The sequence below is a fragment of the Desulfallas thermosapovorans DSM 6562 genome (genome assembly GCF_008124625.1).
Taxonomy (GTDB): domain Bacteria; phylum Bacillota; class Desulfotomaculia; order Desulfotomaculales; family Desulfallaceae; genus Sporotomaculum; species Sporotomaculum thermosapovorans.
The window spans coordinates 263,623-284,166 of the sequence record NZ_VNHM01000001.1 but is presented as its reverse complement, the minus strand read 5'-3'; the positions used below and the strand labels follow the sequence as shown (position 1 = coordinate 284,166).

The 20,544-nt window shown below is 50.9% G+C and carries 24 protein-coding genes; 15 read left to right on the top strand and 9 right to left on the bottom strand.

From position 1 onward, the window contains the following. Positions 1 to 144: 144 nt before the first annotated feature. The 11 genes from LX24_RS01415 (at position 145) to LX24_RS01365 (ending at position 10,180) form a co-directional block, all read left to right on the top strand. Positions 145 to 480: a hypothetical protein gene (locus LX24_RS01415; protein WP_166510346.1), complete on the top strand. Its 336-nt coding sequence runs from the start codon at positions 145 to 147 to the stop codon at positions 478 to 480. 247 nt (positions 481 to 727) lie between these two features. Then, entirely contained in the window at positions 728 to 1,162 is a 435-nt protein-coding gene (locus tag LX24_RS01410; RefSeq protein WP_166510345.1) for a Fur family transcriptional regulator, read from the top strand. Continuing rightward, the gene (locus tag LX24_RS01405; RefSeq protein ID WP_243131563.1) at positions 1,163 to 2,179 is read left to right on the top strand and encodes a metal ABC transporter substrate-binding protein; all 1,017 of its coding nucleotides are present in this window, start codon (positions 1,163 to 1,165) and stop codon (positions 2,177 to 2,179) included. It begins immediately after the preceding gene. Continuing rightward, positions 2,172 to 2,924, top strand: coding sequence for a metal ABC transporter ATP-binding protein (locus tag LX24_RS01400; RefSeq protein WP_166510344.1), 753 nt, complete (start codon positions 2,172 to 2,174; stop codon positions 2,922 to 2,924). Before LX24_RS01405 ends, LX24_RS01400 begins: the two co-directional genes overlap by 8 nt. Positions 2,925 to 2,931: 7 nt before the next feature. After that, entirely contained in the window at positions 2,932 to 3,741 is an 810-nt protein-coding gene (locus LX24_RS01395) for a metal ABC transporter permease (protein WP_166510343.1), read from the top strand. 140 nt (positions 3,742 to 3,881) lie between these two features. Then, positions 3,882 to 4,442: an NUDIX hydrolase gene (locus LX24_RS01390; RefSeq protein ID WP_243131562.1), complete on the top strand. Its 561-nt coding sequence runs from the start codon at positions 3,882 to 3,884 to the stop codon at positions 4,440 to 4,442. 146 nt (positions 4,443 to 4,588) lie between these two features. After that, positions 4,589 to 5,179: an anthranilate synthase component II gene (locus LX24_RS01385; RefSeq protein WP_166510341.1), complete on the top strand. Its 591-nt coding sequence runs from the start codon at positions 4,589 to 4,591 to the stop codon at positions 5,177 to 5,179. Then, entirely contained in the window at positions 5,169 to 6,617 is a 1,449-nt protein-coding gene (gene pabB / locus LX24_RS01380; RefSeq protein WP_166510340.1) for an aminodeoxychorismate synthase component I, read from the top strand. Before LX24_RS01385 ends, pabB begins: the two co-directional genes overlap by 11 nt. 51 nt (positions 6,618 to 6,668) lie before the next feature. Further along, positions 6,669 to 7,550 carry an aminotransferase class IV gene (locus tag LX24_RS01375; protein WP_166510339.1) on the top strand — a complete coding sequence of 294 codons (882 nt, stop codon included), beginning with the start codon at positions 6,669 to 6,671 and terminating at the stop codon, positions 7,548 to 7,550. Positions 7,551 to 7,748: 198 nt separating this feature from the next. After that, on the top strand, positions 7,749 to 8,837 hold the full coding sequence (locus tag LX24_RS01370) for a GNAT family N-acetyltransferase (protein ID WP_243131561.1): 1,089 nt from the start codon (positions 7,749 to 7,751) through the stop codon (positions 8,835 to 8,837). A 620-nt stretch (positions 8,838 to 9,457) separates the two neighbouring features. Continuing rightward, a complete protein-coding gene (locus LX24_RS01365) occupies positions 9,458 to 10,180 on the top strand; it encodes a metallophosphoesterase (RefSeq protein WP_166510337.1) in 723 nt (240 codons plus the stop codon). A 5-nt stretch (positions 10,181 to 10,185) separates the two neighbouring features. Here the strand turns inward: LX24_RS01365 and LX24_RS01360 are convergent, their stop codons facing one another. Continuing rightward, positions 10,186 to 11,034: an LIM domain-containing protein gene (locus LX24_RS01360; RefSeq protein ID WP_166510336.1), complete on the bottom strand. Its 849-nt coding sequence runs from the start codon at positions 11,032 to 11,034 to the stop codon at positions 10,186 to 10,188. 172 nt (positions 11,035 to 11,206) lie between these two features. Between LX24_RS01360 and LX24_RS01355 the strand changes: the two genes are divergently transcribed. Continuing rightward, positions 11,207 to 11,539: a hypothetical protein gene (locus LX24_RS01355; protein ID WP_166510335.1), complete on the top strand. Its 333-nt coding sequence runs from the start codon at positions 11,207 to 11,209 to the stop codon at positions 11,537 to 11,539. A gap of 157 nt (positions 11,540 to 11,696) precedes the next feature. After that, entirely contained in the window at positions 11,697 to 11,855 is a 159-nt protein-coding gene (locus LX24_RS01350; protein WP_166510334.1) for a hypothetical protein, read from the top strand. 204 nt (positions 11,856 to 12,059) lie between these two features. On the opposite strand, the gene LX24_RS01345 is transcribed toward LX24_RS01350, so the two are convergent. Next, entirely contained in the window at positions 12,060 to 13,253 is a 1,194-nt protein-coding gene (locus LX24_RS01345) for a pyridoxal phosphate-dependent aminotransferase (RefSeq protein ID WP_166510333.1), read from the bottom strand. A 227-nt stretch (positions 13,254 to 13,480) separates the two neighbouring features. Next, positions 13,481 to 14,881 (bottom strand): metallophosphoesterase family protein, encoded by a 1,401-nt coding sequence (locus LX24_RS01340; RefSeq protein WP_166510332.1) that lies wholly within the window; start codon positions 14,879 to 14,881, stop codon positions 13,481 to 13,483. Between the two features lie 93 nt (positions 14,882 to 14,974). Between LX24_RS01340 and LX24_RS01335 the strand changes: the two genes are divergently transcribed. Further along, positions 14,975 to 16,186, top strand: coding sequence for a DegT/DnrJ/EryC1/StrS family aminotransferase (locus LX24_RS01335; protein WP_166510331.1), 1,212 nt, complete (start codon positions 14,975 to 14,977; stop codon positions 16,184 to 16,186). A 147-nt stretch (positions 16,187 to 16,333) separates the two neighbouring features. Continuing rightward, positions 16,334 to 16,741 (top strand): ATP-binding protein, encoded by a 408-nt coding sequence (locus LX24_RS01330; protein ID WP_341473547.1) that lies wholly within the window; start codon positions 16,334 to 16,336, stop codon positions 16,739 to 16,741. Between the two features lies 1 nt (position 16,742). Here LX24_RS01330 and LX24_RS01325 read toward each other — a convergent pair whose 3' ends face one another. The 6 genes from LX24_RS01325 to LX24_RS01300 all read right to left on the bottom strand — a co-directional run bounded on the left by LX24_RS01325 (position 16,743) and on the right by LX24_RS01300 (position 20,411). Next, the gene (locus tag LX24_RS01325; RefSeq protein ID WP_166510330.1) at positions 16,743 to 16,997 is read right to left on the bottom strand and encodes a hypothetical protein; all 255 of its coding nucleotides are present in this window, start codon (positions 16,995 to 16,997) and stop codon (positions 16,743 to 16,745) included. Between the two features lie 104 nt (positions 16,998 to 17,101). Further along, positions 17,102 to 17,320, bottom strand: a complete 219-nt coding sequence (locus LX24_RS01320; RefSeq protein ID WP_166510329.1) for a hypothetical protein — start codon at positions 17,318 to 17,320, stop codon at positions 17,102 to 17,104. Positions 17,321 to 17,415: 95 nt separating this feature from the next. Next, complete coding sequence (locus LX24_RS01315) at positions 17,416 to 17,751, bottom strand: AMP-binding enzyme (RefSeq protein WP_166510328.1); 336 nt, start codon at positions 17,749 to 17,751, stop codon at positions 17,416 to 17,418. Between the two features lie 46 nt (positions 17,752 to 17,797). Continuing rightward, on the bottom strand, positions 17,798 to 18,649 hold the full coding sequence (locus LX24_RS01310; RefSeq protein WP_207706491.1) for a 3-hydroxybutyryl-CoA dehydrogenase: 852 nt from the start codon (positions 18,647 to 18,649) through the stop codon (positions 17,798 to 17,800). Between the two features lie 4 nt (positions 18,650 to 18,653). Then, positions 18,654 to 19,835, bottom strand: coding sequence for a thiolase family protein (locus LX24_RS01305; RefSeq protein WP_166510327.1), 1,182 nt, complete (start codon positions 19,833 to 19,835; stop codon positions 18,654 to 18,656). 201 nt (positions 19,836 to 20,036) lie between these two features. Beyond that, a complete protein-coding gene (locus LX24_RS01300; RefSeq protein ID WP_166510326.1) occupies positions 20,037 to 20,411 on the bottom strand; it encodes a VanZ family protein in 375 nt (124 codons plus the stop codon). Positions 20,412 to 20,544 lie beyond the last annotated feature (133 nt).

Genomic DNA, 20,544 nt, shown 5'->3' with positions numbered 1-20,544 from the left:
ATGGAAGGGGCTGTTCGAAATGCCGCGCGGGATTCACTTGTAATCCTTACGTTGGCTGGCTTTTGCGCTTTTCGAACAAACTGTAGAAGAGACTCTCTCTAATAAGGTTGTTTACAATAATATTATATAGAAGGAGTTGGACCGATGGAGAACAAGGAAAAAAGTACGGACGCCCGCTATCTGCTGGCTGCTTTAATTGAGATATACCGGGGCAATGTTGTTTATTTGCCCGAGTTTGACCCTCAAATGGAAAGGGATTTGCTACGGGATGTTTTTTCATCCGCTATTAGCTTTGCCAGGTTTGATGAATCCCGGCAAACCATCAGCAATGAGATATTCAAATGCGTCAACGAAGGGGCCACGGTGAAGGAGCAGATGGAACTGGCCAAAGACCAAACCCCCGATGTATTAAACGCAAAAATGGTTGCCGCCGCCCATGTGTTGAAAATCATGGACGACAGTAAAATTATGCTTTCATAAAGCAGCTAACCTGCTCCTTGATTAATCACCATCGCAAGAAATAACCCCGCTATGGCAGGGGTTATTTTTATGCCTGGTTAATGCCGGGCCAGGCATTGTTAAAAGAATAAAATTCCCGGATAACTTCTAATCCTTTGTGTTATTAAATAGTATTAACTATGGATACCGTCCATTAACTTGACAAGTAAAAACAGGTGGGGTATTTTTATTTAAATAAGAACAATTCCTGTTTAGGAGTGATACTGTTTTGACGGCCCAGGATATTTTTGACAAATTAAAGGAGCATGGTTATAAAATAACTCCCCAGCGCCAGGAAATTATCCATTTGCTGGCCCGGGAGAAAAGGCATATGACCGTGGAAGACATTCATAACCATATAGCGGCCCGTTTCCCAAATTTAAGCGTGGATACCGTTTACCGCAATGTCGGTGTGTTGGAGCGGCTGAATATGCTGGACAGAACGGATTTTGGCGACGGCAAGGGCAGGTACAAACTGGTGGAAAGGGAAGGTCACCGGCACCATTTAATCTGCCTGAAATGCGGCTTTTCCGAGGAAGTGGATTTCTGTCCTTTGGATTACATTGACCAGCAGAGTATCAGGGAAAAAAATTTTGCCATTGAGAGGCATAATTTTGAGATCTTTGGTTATTGTGCCCGGTGTGGAAAAAAGGGGGATAAGTAATTGCGTAAAACAGCTGTTTTATGGTTATCGATCGTATTATTAATCAGTTTATCAATAACGGGCTGTAGTGATTCCGCCGGCCAACGGGGTGACACCGGGACGCAGGAGGATGAGATGCTGGTTTATGCCACCATTTACCCTGTTTATGATTTTGCCGCTCGAATTTGCGGTGACCGGGCCCGGGTGGTGCAGCTGGTGCCCGACGGAGTGGAACCCCATGATTGGGAACCTTCACCCGGGGATATGGTTAACTTGCAAAAGGCCGGGGTATTGATTTACAACGGCGCGGGTATGGAAACCTGGGTGGAAAAGGTGCTGGCCGGCCTTAAAAAGGGCGGGCCGGTGCCGGTGGACTGCAGCGCGGGGATTGCACTGCTCCCTGTGGATGGCCCAGCCCACGGTCACCAGCACCCTTTGGAAACCGCCGGGCATGACGCCCACACCGGCGGCCACGACGACGGGTACGGGCACGGCTCGAATATTGACCCGCATATCTGGCTGGATCCCCAAAACGCTTGCAAGATGGTGGATAACATACTCCGGGGAGTGCAACAGGCAGACCCGGAAAACGCCGCCTATTATGAGGCCAATGCCCGGCAGTACCAGGAACAGTTAAAACAATTGGATCAAAGGTATGCCGAAACCCTGGGCGGGGCTGGTATGCGCAAGTTTATCGTATCCCACGCCGCCTTTGGTTACCTGGCCCACCGGTATGGCCTGGAGCAGGTGCCCATCCGGGGTATATCCCCGGAGGCCGACCCCAGCCCGGCCCGGATGACGGAAATCATCAAAACGGTACGCCAGGAGGGGGTCAAATATATCTTCTTTGAAACCCTGGTCAGCCCGCGGGTTTCCGAGGTGATTGCCCGGGAAGCGGGGGCCGAAACGCTGGTGCTCAACCCCCTGGGCGGTTTGACCGCCGGGGAAAGGCAGGCGGGTAAAGATTACCTGGCCGTGATGGAGGAAAACCTGCACAACCTTTCCCTGGCCCTGGGAGTGATAGAAAACCATGATTGAATTAAATAATGTGCATTTTACTTACGGGTGCCACCCGGTGCTGGACGGTATCTCCCTGCATGTGCATGAAGGTGAAGTGGTGGGGATAACCGGTCCCAACGGAGCGGGCAAGAGCACTTTGCTTTATATCATCCTGGGGCTTTTAAAACCCCAGTCCGGGGAGGTTAAAATCCTGGGCGTGCCGGTAAACAGGTTCAGGGAATGGCACCGGATCGGTTACGTTTCCCAGAGGGCCACCCTTTTTAACCGCAGTTACCCGGCCACGGTATTTGAAGTGGTACTGTCGGGCCGGGCGGCGCTGCGGGGCATGTTTCGCTTTTTCGGCCGGGGGGATAAACGTTGCGCCGAGGAGGCGCTGGAGCGGGTGAATATGTTGTCGTGGCGCAATACCCCCATCAGCGCTTTATCCGGGGGGCAGCAGCAGAGGGTGATGATTGCCCGCGCCCTGGCGGTAAAGCCCCGGATTTTAGTGATGGATGAGCCCACCAATGGCGTGGACGCCGCCAACCTGGCGGATTTGGCCCGGCTGCTCAAGGATTTGCGCTCCGATGGCGTCACCATGCTGCTGGTGTCCCACGAGCCGGAATGGCTTTCTTCCCTGGCCAGCAGGCGGGTTTGCCTGGACCGTAAAATTTGCTCCTGCCATTGCCATGACTATCCCGGTGAACTGCTCTGGCGGGAATGCACGCAGAGCCGGGAAGAAAAAATAAGCCTGGACTGCGCGGACAGTCTGGTCAGGGGGTAGGTACCCGTTGGAGATATTTCAGTATGATTTTATGCTGCGGGCTCTGGGTGGGGGGCTGCTGGCGGGGGTTATTTGCCCCATTATCGGGCTTTTTATCACCCTGCGCCGCATGTCCATGATTGCCGACGCCCTGTCCCACGTTTGCCTGTCCGGGGTGGCGGCCGGCCTTTTAATGGGCACCCAGCCCGTGCTGGCGGCATCCGCCTTTGCCCTGGGCGGCTCACTGTTAATTGAAGGCTTGCGGGACAAATACAAGCATTATGCCGAGCTAGCCATTGCCATTATTTTATCGGCCGGGGTGGCCCTGGGGGCTATCCTGATTGGTTTGGGCAACGGCTTTAACGGCAGTTTTATGAGTTACCTGTTCGGCAGTATCGTCCTGATCACCGGGGAGGATATTTATGTCATGGCGGCCATCGGCCTGCCGGTGCTTCTGTTGACAGTGTTCTTTATTAAAGAACAGTTTGCCATCACCTTTGATGAGGAGACCGCCAGGGTCAGCGGTTTGCCGGTGAAATTGATCAATGTGGGCTTTACTGCCCTTACGGCGTTGACCATTGCGGTATCCATGCGTATTGTGGGAATATTGCTGGTTTCATCGCTGATGATTTTACCTGTGGCGGTGGCCATGCAGGTAGCCAAAAGCTTTCGGGGCACTCTGGTTACTGCGGTCGCCACCGGGGAGGCGGCTGTATTAATAGGCCTGTTATGCTCCTTTTATCTGGATTTGCCGCCGGGGGGTGCCATTGTCATGACGCTGGTGCTGCTGCTGGTGCTGACCCTGGCCGTAAATTCCCGCCGGGCGGCTACCGCGTAACAACCTTGTATGCATGGCCTTGCCAGGGCACAAAAGGTCATGAAAGAATGTTTACGTTGAGGTTTGATCTTGAGGGGTTTTTCCAACAACTTCTATCATAACTCTATATTATGTCCGGTTTAACAGGGGTGAACATAAGCGTGATTGCAAAGGAACAGAGGTTGGAACAGAGGTTTTTTTACTGTCCCAAATGCGGGGGAAAACTGTCATACCGTTACCGAGAGGGGGACCGCCCACGGCTCACCTGTAGTGCCTGCCGGTATATTTTATATGAAAACCCGGTGGTGGGTGTGGCCGCCATTGTTCTAAACCCCCGCAACCAAATACTGCTGGGGCGCCGGGTTGGGGGAAAATACGCCGGGTTATGGTGTATTCCCTGCGGTTACGTTGAATATGACGAAGATGTATACCAGGCGGTACGGCGGGAGTTTAAGGAGGAAACCAACCTGGATATAGAGCCCCTTGGGGTATACACGGTACAGTCCAATTTCCATGACCCGGAAAAACATACCGTGGGTATCTGGTTTTGGGCCCGGGTAACCGGCGGGGAATTGCGGGCCGGCGATGACCTGGACCGTGCCGGTTATTTTGATCTGTATAACCCCCCGCCGCTGGCCTTTCCCACCGACCGGGTGGTTATTGAGCGCTTGGGTGATGATATAAAGAAAAGGGTATTGACAGCCCGGGCGGGGTTGTATTAACATGATGCTGACAATTTAATGGCGGAGCGGAGCAATAGCGTTGATGAGATAGTTTAGCCGAGACGACTCGGAGACTTGCGGGGTGAGAACCAGCTTATTTGGGCTGGTTTTTTTTATTGCCCCAATAAGTTAAAGGGAGGCCAGCCATGATACTGCTCATTGATAATTATGATTCCTTTGTTTATAACCTGTATCAATACCTTTGTGAGCTGGGACAGGAAGTGGAGGTATACCGTAATGACAAAATAACCCCGGAGGAGATAGAGGCGCTGTCCCCGCAATGTATTGTGCTGTCACCGGGGCCCTGCAGCCCGGATGAGGCCGGCATTTCCCTGGAGGTGGTCAGGCGTATGGCCGGCAAGATTCCCATTTTCGGTGTTTGCCTGGGGCACCAGACCATCGGCCAGGCCTTGGGGGGTAAAGTGGTGCGGGCTCCCAGGCTGATGCACGGCAAAACCTCCCGGGTATTTCACGATGGCCGGGGAATATATGCCGGCCTGCCCAATCCCATGGCGGTGGCCCGTTACCATTCATTGATTCTGGAAAGGGAAAGTTTGCCGGAATGCCTTGAGGTTACTGCGGTTACCGCCCGGGGGGAAATAATGGGGGTGCGTCATCGCCACTTACCGGTGGAAGGGGTGCAGTTCCACCCCGAGTCGATATTGACCACCTTCGGGAAAAAAATTATGAGCAACTACCTCAATTCCATCGAGGGAGGGATGGGACATGCCGGTTAATTTGCCTTTATATAAAAAACTGTCCTTCCGTGTTGAAGCGCCGGTGTTGCTGGAAAAGCTTAAATTCCTGGATTACCCCTTTTTGCTGGACACGGGTATGCAGGTTAACGGTCTGGGGCATCACTCCTTTGTGGGGGCCGATCCCTTTATGGTGCTGACCGGCAAGGGAAACCGGGTTACCCTGCACCGGGGTAATGAAGTGGCTGAATACCAGGGTTCGCCCGTGACGGAATTGCAAAGATTGATGGAACAACTGGCCATGCCGCCGGAGTGCGGTTTATTTCCGTTAAACGGCGGGGCGGTTGGTTACTTCAGTTATGACCTGGGGCGGCAGTTTGAAGAAATACCGGTGCAGGCCGTCGATGATTTGCAAACTCCCGACCTTTGCCTGGGTTTTTACGATACCCTGGTGGCGGTGGATGTACGGACAAATGAGGCCACCATTATATCCACCGGTTTACCGGAGCGGGGTGAGGCGGCCTTCAGGCGGGCCAGGCAGCGGCTGGAGTGGTTTGAAACCTGGTTGAGCTCGGATACAAACCCGCCAGCCGGGCATTTGCCCGGCCGGGACACCGGGTTTTGCTCCCGAAAGGCCCGTGAAATGGAGTCCAATTTTACCATGGACCAGTACTGCAGTGCGGCGGCCCGGGCTGTGGAATACATAGCCGCCGGGGATATTTTCCAGGTCAACCTGAGCCAGCGTTTCACCGTGCCCCAAGCCATGGATGCCTGGACCCTGTACCGGCGGCTGAGAAAAATTAATCCCGCCCCCTTTGCCGCCTACCTCTCCTACGGTGATATGGAAATAATCTCCGCTTCTCCGGAGCGTTTTTTAAAGGTGGAGGGGGATTTGGTGCAAACATGTCCCATCAAGGGTACTAGACCCCGGGGGCACACCCCTGCAGAAGACCAGCGCCTGCGCCGGGAACTGTGGCACAGTGAAAAGGACCGGGCCGAGCTGATGATGATTGTTGACTTGGAGCGCAACGACTTAGGCCGGGTTTGCCAGGTAGGTTCAGTCCACGTGCCGGATCTGTACCGCCTGGAGGAATACGCCACTGTATTCCACCTGGTGTCCACGGTGGAAGGCCGGTTGCTGCCCGGCAAGGGTATTGCCGACCTGTTGGCCGCCACTTTCCCCGGTGGGTCAATAACGGGTGCGCCCAAAATCAGAGCCATGGAAATTATTGAGGAAATTGAGCCGGTGCGCCGGGGAATATACACCGGCTCCATCGGCTATCTCGGATTTGACGGGCGGGTGGATTTAAATATAGTTATCCGCACCATACTGGCCACCGGAGGTAATATGTATTTTCAGGTGGGCGGGGCCGTTACCGCCGATTCGGACCCTTATAAAGAATACATGGAAACCCTGGACAAGGCCCGGGCACTGATCAGGGCGCTGGGATGGGATACCGGCTGTGCCGGGTTGAAATAAGCAGACCAGAGCTTACTTTTAAACAAGCTTTTTAAGGAGGCTAAAAATAATTTGTCTGAATTTTACCTGGTTAATGGTCAAATCGCCACCGGCACCGGTATGAAACCGGGATTAAAGGATATGGCACTGCTGTATGGTTACAGCCTGTTTGAAACCATGCTGGTTGTGCGGGGCAGGCCGGTATTTATCAACCGCCACCTGAAACGAATGCTGCAATCCGTATCCGAGCTGGGTATTAAGCTAACTTATAGTTATGATGTTCTAGCTGCGATGTGCAGCCGGGCCCTGGCCCGTTCCGGTATTCGGGAGGGTGTACTGCGCCTGATGGTCACAGCCGGTGACGGTGGTGATGAGGGCGGTAGCGTTATAACAGCGGTGCGGGAAGGCCTGCCCTACCCGGAGGAGCAATATGCAAAGGGTTTTGCGCTGGTAACCCTGGATTTTCCCCGCAATGAGCAATCACCTCTGGTTAAGCATAAAACAGCCAATTACCTGGAAAATCTACTGGGCCGGCGTAAAGCCCGGCTTCAGGGCTATGATGAAGGCTTATTTTTAAATACCAGGGGGATGGTGGCGGAGGGCACGGTAAGCAATATTTTTATCGTGCAAGACGGCATATTATTGACGCCCCCGGTGGAAGCGGGATTGCTGCCGGGCACCGTGCGCCGCCTGGTAATGGAATACGCTCCCCGGTTTGGGTACCGGTGCATGGAAACAGATTTAAGCCCCGGGGATATTAAAAATGCCGGTGAATGCTTCTTAACCAACGCATTGATGGGTGTAATGCCCGTGGTTAGCCTGGATGGACATGCACTGGGCGGGGGGGAATCCGCCAGGCCCGGCGCGGTAACGAAAATTATCAGGGATATGTATCTGGAACTGGTGCTTAAAGAGTTGGGCCGGCCAGTAACATCACAGGGGGTAACTGAATAGTATATGACAGAAAGTATTAAAACACTGGGAGGAGTTACTAAATGGCATACGGCGGTTTTCAATCCAGCGGTTTGATCCTTTTCCTGATCTTGATTTTAATTGTGTTTGGAATGGGCTTTAAAGGCTACGGGTCTTACCAGGCGGCGGAAGAATAAACTTGATGGAAAGAGATATTTCTGAAATTTTGGAGTTGCTTTTATGGCAACTCCAAAGTTTTTTCGGTACGGGAAGGAGAAAAATATGAAAGTGCATATCACCAGGGTTGATAATCCTGCGGCCATGCAATCTTTTTTATCAGTACCCGACCTGGTTTACGGGCGGGGGACTGTGCCGCCTTCGGCGGGTAAATATGCCACGGGCTTGCGTTTTATGCCCTTGGCCAACCCGTTATTACAGCACCTGAAATTTGCCAACTATGTGGCCACTATTGACGATCAGCCCGTGGGGCGGGTAACCGCCTCCGTTGATGGGCTAAATCCCCGGCCGGAAGAAGGGTTCTGGGGTTGTTTTGAATGTATCGACGATTCCGGTGTCGCCGCGGCCCTCCTTGACGCTGCTGCCAAATGGCTGAAAAAGCAGGGTAAAACAGTGATGATTGGACCTGCTACTTTAAATACCAACCAGCAGGTGGGGTTAATGATCAAGGGATTTGAGTATGAACCACAGATGGAAATACCTTATAATCCCCCCTATTATCAAAGGCTGGTGGAGGATGCCGGGTTGGAGAAAATACATGACCTGGAATGTTTTAAGTGGACGCTACCCGGAGAACTCCCCCGGCAGTTGGCCCGCACCGGGAGCGTGCCGGGTGTAATGATCAGGCCGGTGAATTATGCCAGCGGGCGTGAGGCTAAAATTGTCCAGGAAATAAATAACAGGATGCTGGCGGGGATGTGGGGGTTCATACCGCTGTCCCTGGCGGATACCAGGGGTTTTTTAATGAGCCTGTCATCCCGGGTTCCGCCGGATTTATTTATGATCGCCGAGGTGCACGGGCGGCCTGCAGGTATGTTTTTATCAATCCCTTACCAAAAACCCGGCCAGGACGGAGATGGTGGAGTAATTCGGCTGGCCATCGGCGGTATAGTACCCGAGTTCAGGCATCAAGGCATTCACTGGCAGTTGTTAAGGAGTTTTTATACCTGGTGTAAAGAGCACGGATATACCCGGGGAGAAGCCTCCCAGGTGGCTGAAAGTAACGATACTGTCAAAAGAAAAATTATCATGCCCTTGTTTGGCGGTCAGATTATCAAGCTTTTCCGGGTTTACCGGCGGAGCCTGGACTGATTATATACCGGTGGGTAAAATTAGTGGCATTTAGCCGGGCGATAATTCGGGAAAGTGGTAAAAATTTTACAGCAACTGTAACAATTTTGCAGCCCGTTAAATATTATGTTATTACAAAATTGAAAAATGAAGGAGGAGTCTGGAATGTCGGGTAAAGGTACTTATTTTGATGGTAGCTTCATTCTATTTCTGATTCTGATCCTGCTGGTATTCGGCATGGGCTTCTATGGATGGGGTGCTTAATAGTTAAGCAACCATTTAATGTTTATAACAAAAAAGGAGGGGTGAATAATGGCTTACGGTGGTGGCACATATTTTGACGGCAGCTTCATTTTGTTCTTAATTCTGATCCTGCTGGTCTTTGGCATGGGTTACGGTGTATACGGCGCCAGTAAAAAATAATCATATCCACCGGTTTGCATGGTAATCCCCTGTGGGCTGCGCAGGGGATTCTTAATTATGGCGCCAAAAAGCCTTTATCCTTTGTGGGAAAGGGTTTTTGGCAACATAATTATCACTGTTGAAATGCAGGAATAAATATCCTGGCAGGCGAAAAGAATAATCATCACATCTCCATCGGATGATTTTTCACCGGGAGTTTACACAGGGGGATTTATTAATTGAGGATATTCGCCATCGCTGATTTGCACCTTTCCTTCACAGGTGCCCTGCATGTGGATAATTGGGATGCAAACCGGGAGTACAAACCCATGGTGGATTTGGACAAAACCTGGCATAATCACGCGCGCCGGATTTATGAGAATTGGCACCGGCTGGTAAAGGAGGATGATGTGGTGCTGGTGCCGGGGGATATATCCTGGGCTATGCGGCTTGATGAAGCCCGTACGGATTTCGATTACCTGGGTTCATTACCGGGGCGGTTGATTTGTGTACAGGGTAACCATGATTACTGGTGGCAGAGCATTTCCCGGGCCAGGGCAGCGGTACCGTCCAATGTGCATTTAATACAAAATGATCATGTTGAACTGGACGGAATCAACATCTGCGGCACCCGGGGTTGGCTTTGCCCAAACGGTGCTTACTTCAAGGAGGAGGACGAAAAAATATATCGCCGGGAATTGATCCGGCTGGAAAACTCATTACGAAGCGCTCAGGCGGGGCCTAAATTGGTGATGATGCACTATATGCCCACCAATGAAAAACACGATTATTCGGGTTTTATAGAATTGCTGCAAAAATATGAAGTGGCAACGGTGGTTTACGGTCACTTACATGCCAAAGCCTGCCGGTACCGGTTGCCCGACCGGGCTTGGGGCATAAATTTTCATTTAACCAGTGCTGATTATCTTAACTTTACGCCCCGGTTGATTGTTTCGTACTGATTTAGCTATGCATTGCCGTTATTTTTGCCGGTGTGCTCAAAACATGCCGGGTGTCCGAAAACAATCTCTTTGTCCCTGCAGGCATATACCGCTCTGGTGCCGGCGGGTACTTCCCGGCCGCACACCATGCAGGGGAGGGGTTCCCGGGCCGGTAAAACAACCCCTTGCAGTTCTTGGCCCCGCCAGTGAATATGAACCTGGTGTAGTTTGTTTTTATGTGGTTTAACCGGTGAACAGCCGGGATGAAAAAACCGGCTCTTTTTTTTGCCCTGTTCCCTGAAACGGTAGTGAACAATGGGACTATAGGGCATTATTTTTTTACGGCAGCGGGAACAGGTGCGGGCACTACCGGCGTTGCCCTTAAGCAGGTAGCGCGTGTGATCGGGTTTACAGCGCACCTTCATGTCCTTTATATATTTAGCCCGGGCGGGGTCTTCCTTTATCCAGGCATCAACTTGACGATAATAATCCCGGTAGTTGCGTTCTTCAAGTTTTATATCGGCCGGAAAACCCGCTGCTATTATTTGTTGTTGAAAAATACTTTCGGCCACTTCGTGGGCCAGACCCTCCATTTTTGCGGTCTCCCATTGGTAACCGTTTTCAGTGAGCCATTTATGCAACCCGAAAAAAATATTACCGGAGCAGACGTAAAGGCGGTCATTCCGGCTTACCCCGGCTTCCCGCATCATTTCCAGTACTTTTCGGCGGGCCACTTCTTCCATGCTCAGTTTATTGTCCCAGGTAAGGGGTAGATATCTTTTATATATTCGCCGGGGTTGTTCACAGACCAGTACCAGCACTTCGGAAAATGCCCTGCAGCCTCCCCCGGCGTCTTCAATGTACCATTGCAGCATTGTCAGGTTATGACCTCCCAGGAATAAAACGTTAAACAAATGGATACACATACAGCAGCCGATTCGGTTATGGTGACTGCCGTATTTTAGGTTCTGGTTACCTTGCCTGTATTATGATATATTATAGCATAGGGAATTCTTCATGTCTTTTTTAAGGGGGGAGTATATTTTGATGTCCAGGTTTGTTTGTGATATTTGTGGGGAAGAAGTTGCTGTTCACGAAGGGATTCTTACCTGGGCCAGGGACGATGAAACATTGTCCAACTTTACACTGACCCATAAAAATTCTCCCGAGCGTAACTGCCAGCCGGCAAATAATAACCGGTTTAAAGATTTGTATACACTCACCATGATCCATGGTTACCTGGAGTTTATTGCATATCTGGTGGACCGGTGGGAAAGCGGCTTTTTTCTGCGGGATGCCGAGTCGCTGAAAAAAGTGCTGGAGCAGTTAAACCTGCACATGCACGAAAAAATAATATTGCTCACCGAAGAAGAAAACTAATCCACACCAACCTTTTATATACTTGTTATCTAAACAGTAAGTTTAATATGGTACGTTCCCCATTCCCCGGATTTTTTACGTTTCGGGGATTTTTTCATTGTATCAGCCACCTGGAGTGAGGCAAAATAATAAAAATTAACTACAGGTGGTGATGACAATGCCCGGTTTAAAAGATACTTTTAAGCACGAGTTGGTACGCGGGGAATCTCCCGCCAGGCTGTGGGATAAAGATGAAAAGGGCAAAGCATTGCGGCAAAACCCCTATAAGACTCCACCCAATAACCTTACAACCAAACAAAAAAAATACGGTTTTTGATGTTAACAGGCTGTTCGTAATAATTTTTATTATTTGGTTTGGCCGGTCGCGTAACTTAACTGTACCGCAACTGCGGGTTCTCCGGAACTCGCGGTTTGTTTTTTAAAGAAAAAAGGGCTGAAGTGGCCATGCATCTCCAGCCCGTTATGCAATAACCCCTTATTTATTGTTATTAGATGAACAGCTTGTGGTAAAACAGGGTGCTTACTTACCGGTTAAATTGAATTCCCGGGCAAGCTCTGTGAAGGCGGGCAAACCTCTTTTGATAACCTGCATGTCCATGCAGTAGGAAAGCCTGAAATGTCCCGGCAGTCCGAATCCGCTGCCGGGAACCAGCAGTAAATTGTATTTCTGGGCCCGGCGTACAAATTCCACATCGTCCTCAATGGGGCAGCGGGGGAAGAAGTAAAATGCACCCATGGGTTTGGTTACCTCAAATCCCAGCTCGGTAAGGTGTTTATAAATAACGTCCCTTTTTTCCTGATAAGCCGCAATATCTACACTTTGACGTTGCAGCGGTGTAATCAAACGCTGGATTAGGGCAGGGGCGTTGACGAAGCCCAGAGTGCGATTGCAAAATACCAGCCCGTCGAAGATAAGCTCACTGTCCTCGATATCCGGGTTTAATGCGATGTAACCGATACGTTCACCGGGCAGTGCCAGATCCTTGCTGTGGGAAGTAACTATAATGGAGTTTTTAATATAGTTAAATACATTGGGCACGGTGGTGCCCTCATATACAATTTTAGCGTAGGGTTCGTCGGAAATCAGGTAGACCGGCGTACCCAGTTCCCGTTCCTTCTGTTCCAGCAGCCTGCCCAGCTCTGCCAGGGTTTCGGCGGGGTAAACCGCGCCCGAGGGGTTGTTGGGCGAATTGATGATAATGGCCCGGGTATTGGGTCCGATGGCTTCGGCCAGGGCTGCCGTATCCAGCTGAAAATCAGCTTTGGTGGGTACTTCCTTTATCCGGCCGCCGTGGTTATCCACGTAAAACCTGTATTCCACAAAGTAGGGGGTGGTGACGATTACCTCCTCGCCGGGGTTGAGCAGCGTTTTTAAAACCACGTTAAGCCCGCCGCCGGCCCCGCAGGTCATGACAATGTGACCGGGGGTTACAGGCCGGCCGGTATCCTCCGCCAGTACACCGGCTATGGCTTGCCTGGTTTCTTCGTAACCGGCGTTGCTCATGTACCTGTGCATGCCCGGTACCGGGTCGGCGGCGATTTTCCGCAGCTCCCGGTGGAATGCCTCGGGAGGTTCCACGTCGGGGTTGCCCAGGGTAAAATCATATACCTTTTCGGCTCCGTAAATTTTACGTAATTTCTCCCCTTCTTCAAACATCCTGCGGATCCAGGATGAATTGGACAGGGAAGTTTCTATTTTCTGGGCTATGGGCATTAATAATTCACTCTCCTTGCTATGCTGACGCGCTTTTTTTACCGCTGTAAATTATTTCTGGCTTGTTTGGAAAAAACCTGCCTCTGAAAATAAATTGCCTTTAAATAGTTTATCCCAAAAGCAGGCACCTGCGTAAGCATCGCAAATGCCAGCCAACGTAGAGGTTATAAGTGAAACTTGGGCGGATTTTTTATACAGCCCCTTAAACTTAAATATAATATGAAATATTAATCCGGTTCCGGCGGGATGTCGAACCTGATCCTGTTCAGGGTAAACCCTTGTTCCAGATTGCTAACTGAAATGGTATCCGCCGCCACCAGACGCTTTTTACCTGTTTCACCGGGGTGGAAATGCAGCAGCACTACGGAATAGGGTATTTGTTTGGTTTGTAATCCCCGCAAACCCGCCGCGCCGGAGGTGCCCGCGTTAATCAAAATACTGCCCCCTTGTTGGTGTATCTCCATCCGGTGGTTGTGTCCGAACAGTATCACCGGCACATAACCGGCCAGTGAGCGGGCCATTTTATCATTGTGCAGCAGTGCGATATCCACCTTTTCCGGCCCCAGCTGATCGATGCTTTCCTGTACTTGCCGGGTCAGCCTGGGTATGGTGCTTAAGTCGGGCGGTGTCACTGCGCTGGTGGTGGAGGACGGATCAGGCACCCCGTAAAAGGTCAGCCCGTATTTTTCCACCAATCCCTTTACCACGGTAACGTTGGGTATTTGCTCCATCTTTTCCGTAATGGCCGGCGCATCGTGATTGCCGGGAATAAAAAAGTAGGGTATATCAATATGGTTTAATTGTTCCAGCAGCACTGTTTCCAGCGGAGTACCAAAATCAGTGATATCTCCGGTATCAATGATCATATCGGCCCCAAACAGCCCGGCCACCTGCAGTACGAAATCCATACCGGCCGGGTTATTATGCAGGTCGGATATATGCAATATTTTAAATTCTTCGGTTTCATTTCCAATGGGCTGTAAACTGTCCACCCGTTCATAAATTTGATTAAGATTTTCGGCTATGATGGACAGGTTTTCACCCAGGAGCTCAATTTTGCCGAAGGTTTCCTGGGCCAGGTTGACCATCCACGGGGCCATACGCAAAACGCCCGAGTACTGAGGGTTGCGAAAGGCGCTGCTGTCATAGGTGAAGTATGTGGCAGCCAGTAAACCCCCTGCCAGTATCATGCCGGCCAGTGCACCGGCGATATATTTGGGGGGGCTGCCCTTACGGGTGATAAAAACACCCGTCACTCCGCCCAGCAGGGCCAAGGCCAGCAGCTTGGCAATAAATACCGCAGCCACCTGCCGCAGTACCGTTTTGCTTTGCTGGATAATTTCGTCGCGGCCCGTGTTGTGGTTCAAAAAACGCTGTATTGACTGCAAGTCGATATTTTCCAGCCGTACCGACAAAGACAGTGGTGCGTTGTGGGTGTGGGCGCGCACGGTACCCAGGGGCGGTAATTCCACTACGGTGTAACCCTTTTCACTAATCTGCGCCGATACTCGAAACTGGAGGGCTTCGATATTAAACTGCATGTGTCCGAACAGGCTGATTAACAGCACCGCTCCGGCGATGGCCATTAACACACTGAAAAAAAATTCGCTTTTGGAGGAAGTAATCATTTTCAGCTCCTGAAATATGTGCTAATAATATACTTGCCATCGAAATCATTTATTAACAGGCGCGTATGCCTGGTTTAATCAGAGGGGGAAAAGATGATCGATAAACCTGCTGTTGCCGGGGGAAAACCGGTACGGGAAAATTCTTTGCCGCTGGCAGAGGCTTCGGTACATGAGAACGATATACTGGCGGTAACCGGGGTGCTGCGCGGGGGAAAACTGGGCTGTGGTGAAACCGTGCAAAAATTTGAAAGGGCTGTGGCGAAGTATGTTGGTGCCAGGTATGCCGTGGCGGTATCTTCCGGCGCAGCGGGGCTGCATATTGCCCTGATGTCCGCTGCAGTCGGTCACCAGGAGGAGGTTATCACTTCACCGCTGACCCACCCCGCCACCGCCAATTGTATTCTATACCAGGGGGGCATACACACCTTTGCCGATATAGACAGCGCCACATTTAATATTGATCCCGGGGTGGTGGCGACAAAAATAAGCAGCCGCACCGCAGCACTGATACCGGTACATTTTGCCGGTAATCCCTGCAACATGGAAGCGCTACACAGGCTGGCCCGGGAGCATAACCTCATTGTTATAGAGGATGCCGCCCATGCTTTGGGCGGTGAATATGGCGGACAAAAAATCGGCGCTTTAAGTGATTTGACGGTGTTTAGTTTTAGCGATCCCCAGCATTGTTATACGGGGGAGGGCGGCGTGGTAACCACCGACTCCGAGGAATTTTACCAGTGGATGCTGATATTCCGGGAAAACGGTATGGTCCGCGATCCCCAAAAACTGGCCAGGCCCGAGGGGCCATGGCGGGTGGAAATGCAAGACCGGGGTTATAACTACCGGATGACTGAAATGCAGGCCGCCCTTGGTATTGGTCAATTGGCCCGGGCCGAGGAATTTATTGCCCGGCGCACCGCCATTGCGGAAAAATATAACCGGGCTTTGGCCGGTCACCCGGCCGTGGTGCTGCCGGAACAAAATCCCCGGGGCCGCTCCACCTGGCACTATTACCTGCTGGCGCTGCGTTTGGAGAATCTCAAAGCCAGCCGCTCGGATATTTTTTATGCTCTGCGGGCGGAAAACATTGAAGTGGGCGTACATTACCTGCCGGTATTTTTACACCCTTACTACCTGTGGATTGGCCACCCCGACGTGTGCACTTTGGAAGGCAGCCTTTGCCTGCAGGCCGAGGAACTGTATAATCGTTTGTTAACCCTGCCTTTATACCCCGCTATGACCGACCGGGATGTGGATGATGTAATTACGGCGGTGATCCGGGTTTTGGACTATTATACACTCTAGGGAACTGTTCGAAAGATCCGTGCGAGATTCGTTTAAAATCTCTACGCCGGCTGGCTTGCGTCGCTCACGCAAGCCCCGGGTGTGATCAATATCACACTTTTAATGGGGGCAATATTACTTTAAACAGTAGCCCAAAGGGGTATATTAATGACAGAAAATATTAGCGAGGTGAACAACGTGGCAAAAAGACAAATAGTTAAAATAGACGAGGAAAAGTGCAACGGCTGCGGGCTTTGTGTAAGCCCTTGCGTGGAAGGCGCCATTACCATTGAAAACGGCAAGGCTAAGGTGACCAGGGAGGAGTTATGTGACGGGGCCGGTTTTTGTATCGGAGTGTGCCCCCGGGGGGCACTGTCCGTGGAAACCCGGGAAGCACCCGATTTTGATGAGCACGCCGTGGAGATGCATGTAAAACAAAACCCGGGGACATATATTCCCCAGGCCTGCTTCAACTGTGGCAGGAATGAAGACGAGGTAGCTGTTCTGCCATGCCGAAAAAAAGGGCAAAGCCTTTGGGTATGCACCAAGTGCCTGCCTGCACTGATTCACGGTTAAATTATTGGGTTTCATTGGACTCATGGTTCTCGTTATTCAAATTCGTGTCATTCATGTTCATGAACATGGTGCGGGCATGTTCAAAACTGTTATTCATAGCAGTGATCCCTTCCCGCAGGGTGCTTAAGGAACGCGATGTTTGGTCGATCAGTCCTCTGACAAATCCCAGTTTGACATCGGCCTGGCTATCGGTACTGAGAACCAGTAAAATAAGAATTAGAAACAATGAAAAAGGATTGGCATTTCTATTGGACAAATTACACGGCCTCCTTTATCTAAATAATTATATCTCTATAATATGCCGCAAAACTTCTATGGTGAAAGTTTGGAGGCCTGCCGGGATTGGCAAAGATAGGTTGTTCATATTTTACGCAAAGGTATGCTCATTACCCGGTCCGTTCCACAGGCGGGACAGGTAAACAGGTGCCGGCAGCATTCATCCTCAAAGCTCATGTTGAAGTACGGGCTGTACGGTCCCTTGTAATCCGTCACGGGACCGGCATCAACCATAGTATGGCCGCAGGGACAACGGGGTAATAGCTTCTCCAGGCCGTTGCATAATACGCACGCAGTATCCATAAAGCAAATACCTCCTTTTTTCGTTATTGTACCCGTCCCGGGCCCGGGGCATAAAAAACCCGCGTAAAAACTACGCGGGTTTTTCGCCGGGTTTTTTATGTTGCTATTTCAGCTTCTTCCAATAGCTTCATTTTTAACACTTTTCCGCTGGGTGACTTGGGGATCCTTGGGATAAACTTAACAAGCCGGGGTAGATTTTCGGCTGCCAACTGGTTGCTTTGTTGCATAAAAGCCAATATTTCGGTTTCGGTAACATTATCAGCCCGGGGCACAATAAATGCAACCAGGCATTCTTTGCCATCCTGGCCGGGCGCGTATATTACCGCCACTTCGTCCACCGCAGGGTGTTCATACAATAGGTTTTCCACCTGGCGAAACATAAATCTGTTGATCACCGGGGAAACATCGCCCGTTGTTTGATTACATTCCATTACTTATTCCCTCCCCTTTTCCAGCAGTTTTTAATTAGCTGTGTAATTAGTTATAATTGTAAAAACCGCGTCCGGTTTTCCGGCCCAGGTGTCCTGCACGTACCAGTTTTCTAAGCAGCGGGCAGGGGCGATACTTGGAATCGCCCGTTTCGGTATAGAGGGTGTCACATACCATGAGCAGCGTATCCAGTCCGATTAAATCTGAAAGGGCCAGAGGTCCGATGGGGTGGTTGGCACCCAGTTTCATGCCTTTATCGATGTCTTCCGCCGAAGCGACCCCTTCCATCAGCACAAACATGGCCTCGTTGAGCATGGGTACCAGTATGCGGTTTACGGCAAATAATGGTGCCTCGTTAACCATAATGCTTTCTTTGTCCATCTTTTCCACCAGTTCCCGGGTTACTTGCACTGTGTCATCATCTGTCTCGGCGGCCCGGATCAATTCAACCAGCTTCATTACGGGCACGGGGTTGAAAAAGTGCATACCGATAAATTTGTTGGGTCTTCTGGTAACCGCGGCCATTTCGGTTACGCTCAAGCCCGAAGTGTTGGAGGCGAAATAAGCTTCGGGCTTGCAGATTTGATCCAATTCCCTGTAAAGCTCTTTTTTCAGTTCCATTTTTTCGATAATGGCCTCAATAATAAAATCACAGACCGCCAAGTCGGCAAGGGAAGTGGTGCCCTTGATACGTTCCAGCGCGGCGGCGGCATCCGCCTCGGTTAATTTTTGCTTTTTTACTTCCCGGGCCAGGTTCTTTTCGATCACTGCCATACCCCGGTTGACCAATTCACCGGTAATGTCACGCATAATCACCCGGTAACCTGCTTTGGCGGCCACCTGGGCGATACCGTTACCCATTGTGCCTGCTCCCACAACCCCGATTACGTTAATAGTCATCGATTTAGACCTCCCTTTCCAAAATAATGGCTATTCCCATACCGCCGCCCACGCAAAGTGAAGCCATGCCGTAACGGGCATTGCGCCGTTCCATTTCATTGAGTAATGTAACCACGATGCGGGTGCCGGTGCAGCCCACCGGGTGACCCAGGCTGATGCCGCTGCCGTTAACGTTGGTGATTTCCCGGTTCAGATCCAGCAATTTTTCACAGGCTAAATACTGGGCGGCAAATGCTTCGTTCAATTCAATTAAATCAATGTCGGCCAGGCTTAGCCCGGCCCGCTTCAGGGCCTTTTTTATGGCCGGCACAGGGCCGTAACCCATCAAATCGGGTTCCACCCCGGCCCGGGCGTGGCTGACAATGCGGGCCAGCGGTTTTATGCCCAGCTCCCGGGCCTTATCCGCCGACATGATGATCACTGCCGCGGCGGCATCATTTAAGCCCGAGGCGTTGCCCGCCGTTACGGTGCCGTTTTTACGAAAGGCCGGGCGCAGCTTGGCCAGGCTTTCCATGCTGATGTCCGCCCTGGGGTGCTCGTCACGATCCACCAACACCGGGTCACCTTTACGCTGTGGGACGGGTACCGGTACAATTTCTTTGGCAAAGTAACCCTTCTCGATGGCATTAATGGCGTTTTTATGGCTGCGGTAAGCAATTATATCCTGTTCTTCCCTGGTAATACCATACTTGTCTGCCAGCCGCTCGGCTGTTTCCCCCATCATTATTTTATGGATGGGATCGGTGAGGGTCTCCCACAGCGCATCGGTAAATTCACCATGCTGCAGGCGCATGCCCCAGCGGGCTTTTTTTAATACGTATGGTGCGGTGCTCATGCTTTCAGTGCCGCCGGCCAGGACGATATCCGAATCGCCGGTGACTATCTGCTGGTAACCGGAAATAATCGCCTGCATGGCCGAGGCGCACTGTCTCTGGATAGTCATGCCGGTCACCGTGTCCGGCAGTCCGGCCATTAAAGCTGCGGTGCGTCCAATGTTTGGTTCTTCACTGCTTTGTACACAGCAGCCCAGGATAACGTCGTCGATGTCCGCCGGGTTTACGCCGGCACGTTTGATTACTTCTTTAATTACAGCAACGGCCAGCCCGCCTGCCGTTACGGTGCGCAGCGAACCGCCAAAGTCGCCGATTGGTGTCCTGGTGCCTGCTACTATTACGACATCTTGCATGTTTTTGACCTCCTTGTTTTAATCAAGCTCGAACATTAGCAGTTGATTAGCTATTCTGAAAACTTTAACAATACCAAAATGATTTACTCCTATTGTATAACATAATTTTCTTCTTAATTTTGAAAAAGTCCTTCTTTTCTAAATATTTTAAGATTAAAAATATTTAGACAACGTGGTTTGCCGCCATTAATTCTGCTGCGTTTATTTTCTTGACGTGCCGGATTGGCTCGTGGTGCCCTTCCTTTGAACAAGATAAACCACAGCCAGCCCCAGTCCCGCCCCCAAAAGGTCCCGGGCTATGTCATAGAGGTCGGGATAGCGGGTGGGAATAAAATGCTGGTGTATTTCATCGGTGATACCATATAACAGGCACAGCAGAAAGGCTTTTACAAAGGGACGGGCATGGTGGTACCTGTGTAAGGCCAGGTAATATAAAGGTCCCAGCACAAAGTAGGCTACTATATGGCCCGGGTTAAGATTGTCGATAAAGGGAAACAAGGAGTGTAGTTCACTGCCTGTCCGCCCGGATAAATAAAATATCAGGGCCATCCAAAGGATGGCGGGAATCCAGTACATAGTCCCCCGACTCCTGTATAAATGGCTGGGCTGCTATTTAACCCTAATGATGGTTTGACAGTAATTTAACAGACATGTTTCCGATATCCAAACATGTGGTATTATATCATATAGCGTTATATTTGGGGAGGTT

Coding starts and splice junctions, on each gene's coding strand:
- LX24_RS01315 (WP_166510328.1), bottom strand. CDS start 17,751: ATGGAATGTAATCAAACAACGGGCGATGTTTCCCCGGTGATCAACAGA.
- LX24_RS01345 (WP_166510333.1), bottom strand. CDS start 13,253: ATGCCCATAGCCCAGAAAATAGAAACTTCCCTGTCCAATTCATCCTGG.
- LX24_RS01370 (WP_243131561.1), top strand. CDS start 7,749: ATGGCAACTCCAAAGTTTTTTCGGTACGGGAAGGAGAAAAATATGAAA.
- LX24_RS01360 (WP_166510336.1), bottom strand. CDS start 11,034: ATGCTGCAATGGTACATTGAAGACGCCGGGGGAGGCTGCAGGGCATTT.
- LX24_RS01330 (WP_341473547.1), top strand. CDS start 16,334: ATGACAGAAAATATTAGCGAGGTGAACAACGTGGCAAAAAGACAAATA.
- LX24_RS01355 (WP_166510335.1), top strand. CDS start 11,207: ATGTCCAGGTTTGTTTGTGATATTTGTGGGGAAGAAGTTGCTGTTCAC.
- LX24_RS01400 (WP_166510344.1), top strand. CDS start 2,172: ATGATTGAATTAAATAATGTGCATTTTACTTACGGGTGCCACCCGGTG.
- LX24_RS01305 (WP_166510327.1), bottom strand. CDS start 19,835: ATGCAAGATGTCGTAATAGTAGCAGGCACCAGGACACCAATCGGCGAC.
- LX24_RS01300 (WP_166510326.1), bottom strand. CDS start 20,411: ATGTACTGGATTCCCGCCATCCTTTGGATGGCCCTGATATTTTATTTA.
- LX24_RS01385 (WP_166510341.1), top strand. CDS start 4,589: ATGATACTGCTCATTGATAATTATGATTCCTTTGTTTATAACCTGTAT.
- pabB (WP_166510340.1), top strand. CDS start 5,169: ATGCCGGTTAATTTGCCTTTATATAAAAAACTGTCCTTCCGTGTTGAA.
- LX24_RS01320 (WP_166510329.1), bottom strand. CDS start 17,320: ATGGATACTGCGTGCGTATTATGCAACGGCCTGGAGAAGCTATTACCC.
- LX24_RS01350 (WP_166510334.1), top strand. CDS start 11,697: ATGCCCGGTTTAAAAGATACTTTTAAGCACGAGTTGGTACGCGGGGAA.
- LX24_RS01335 (WP_166510331.1), top strand. CDS start 14,975: ATGATCGATAAACCTGCTGTTGCCGGGGGAAAACCGGTACGGGAAAAT.
- LX24_RS01340 (WP_166510332.1), bottom strand. CDS start 14,881: ATGATTACTTCCTCCAAAAGCGAATTTTTTTTCAGTGTGTTAATGGCC.
- LX24_RS01310 (WP_207706491.1), bottom strand. CDS start 18,649: ATGACTATTAACGTAATCGGGGTTGTGGGAGCAGGCACAATGGGTAAC.
- LX24_RS01415 (WP_166510346.1), top strand. CDS start 145: ATGGAGAACAAGGAAAAAAGTACGGACGCCCGCTATCTGCTGGCTGCT.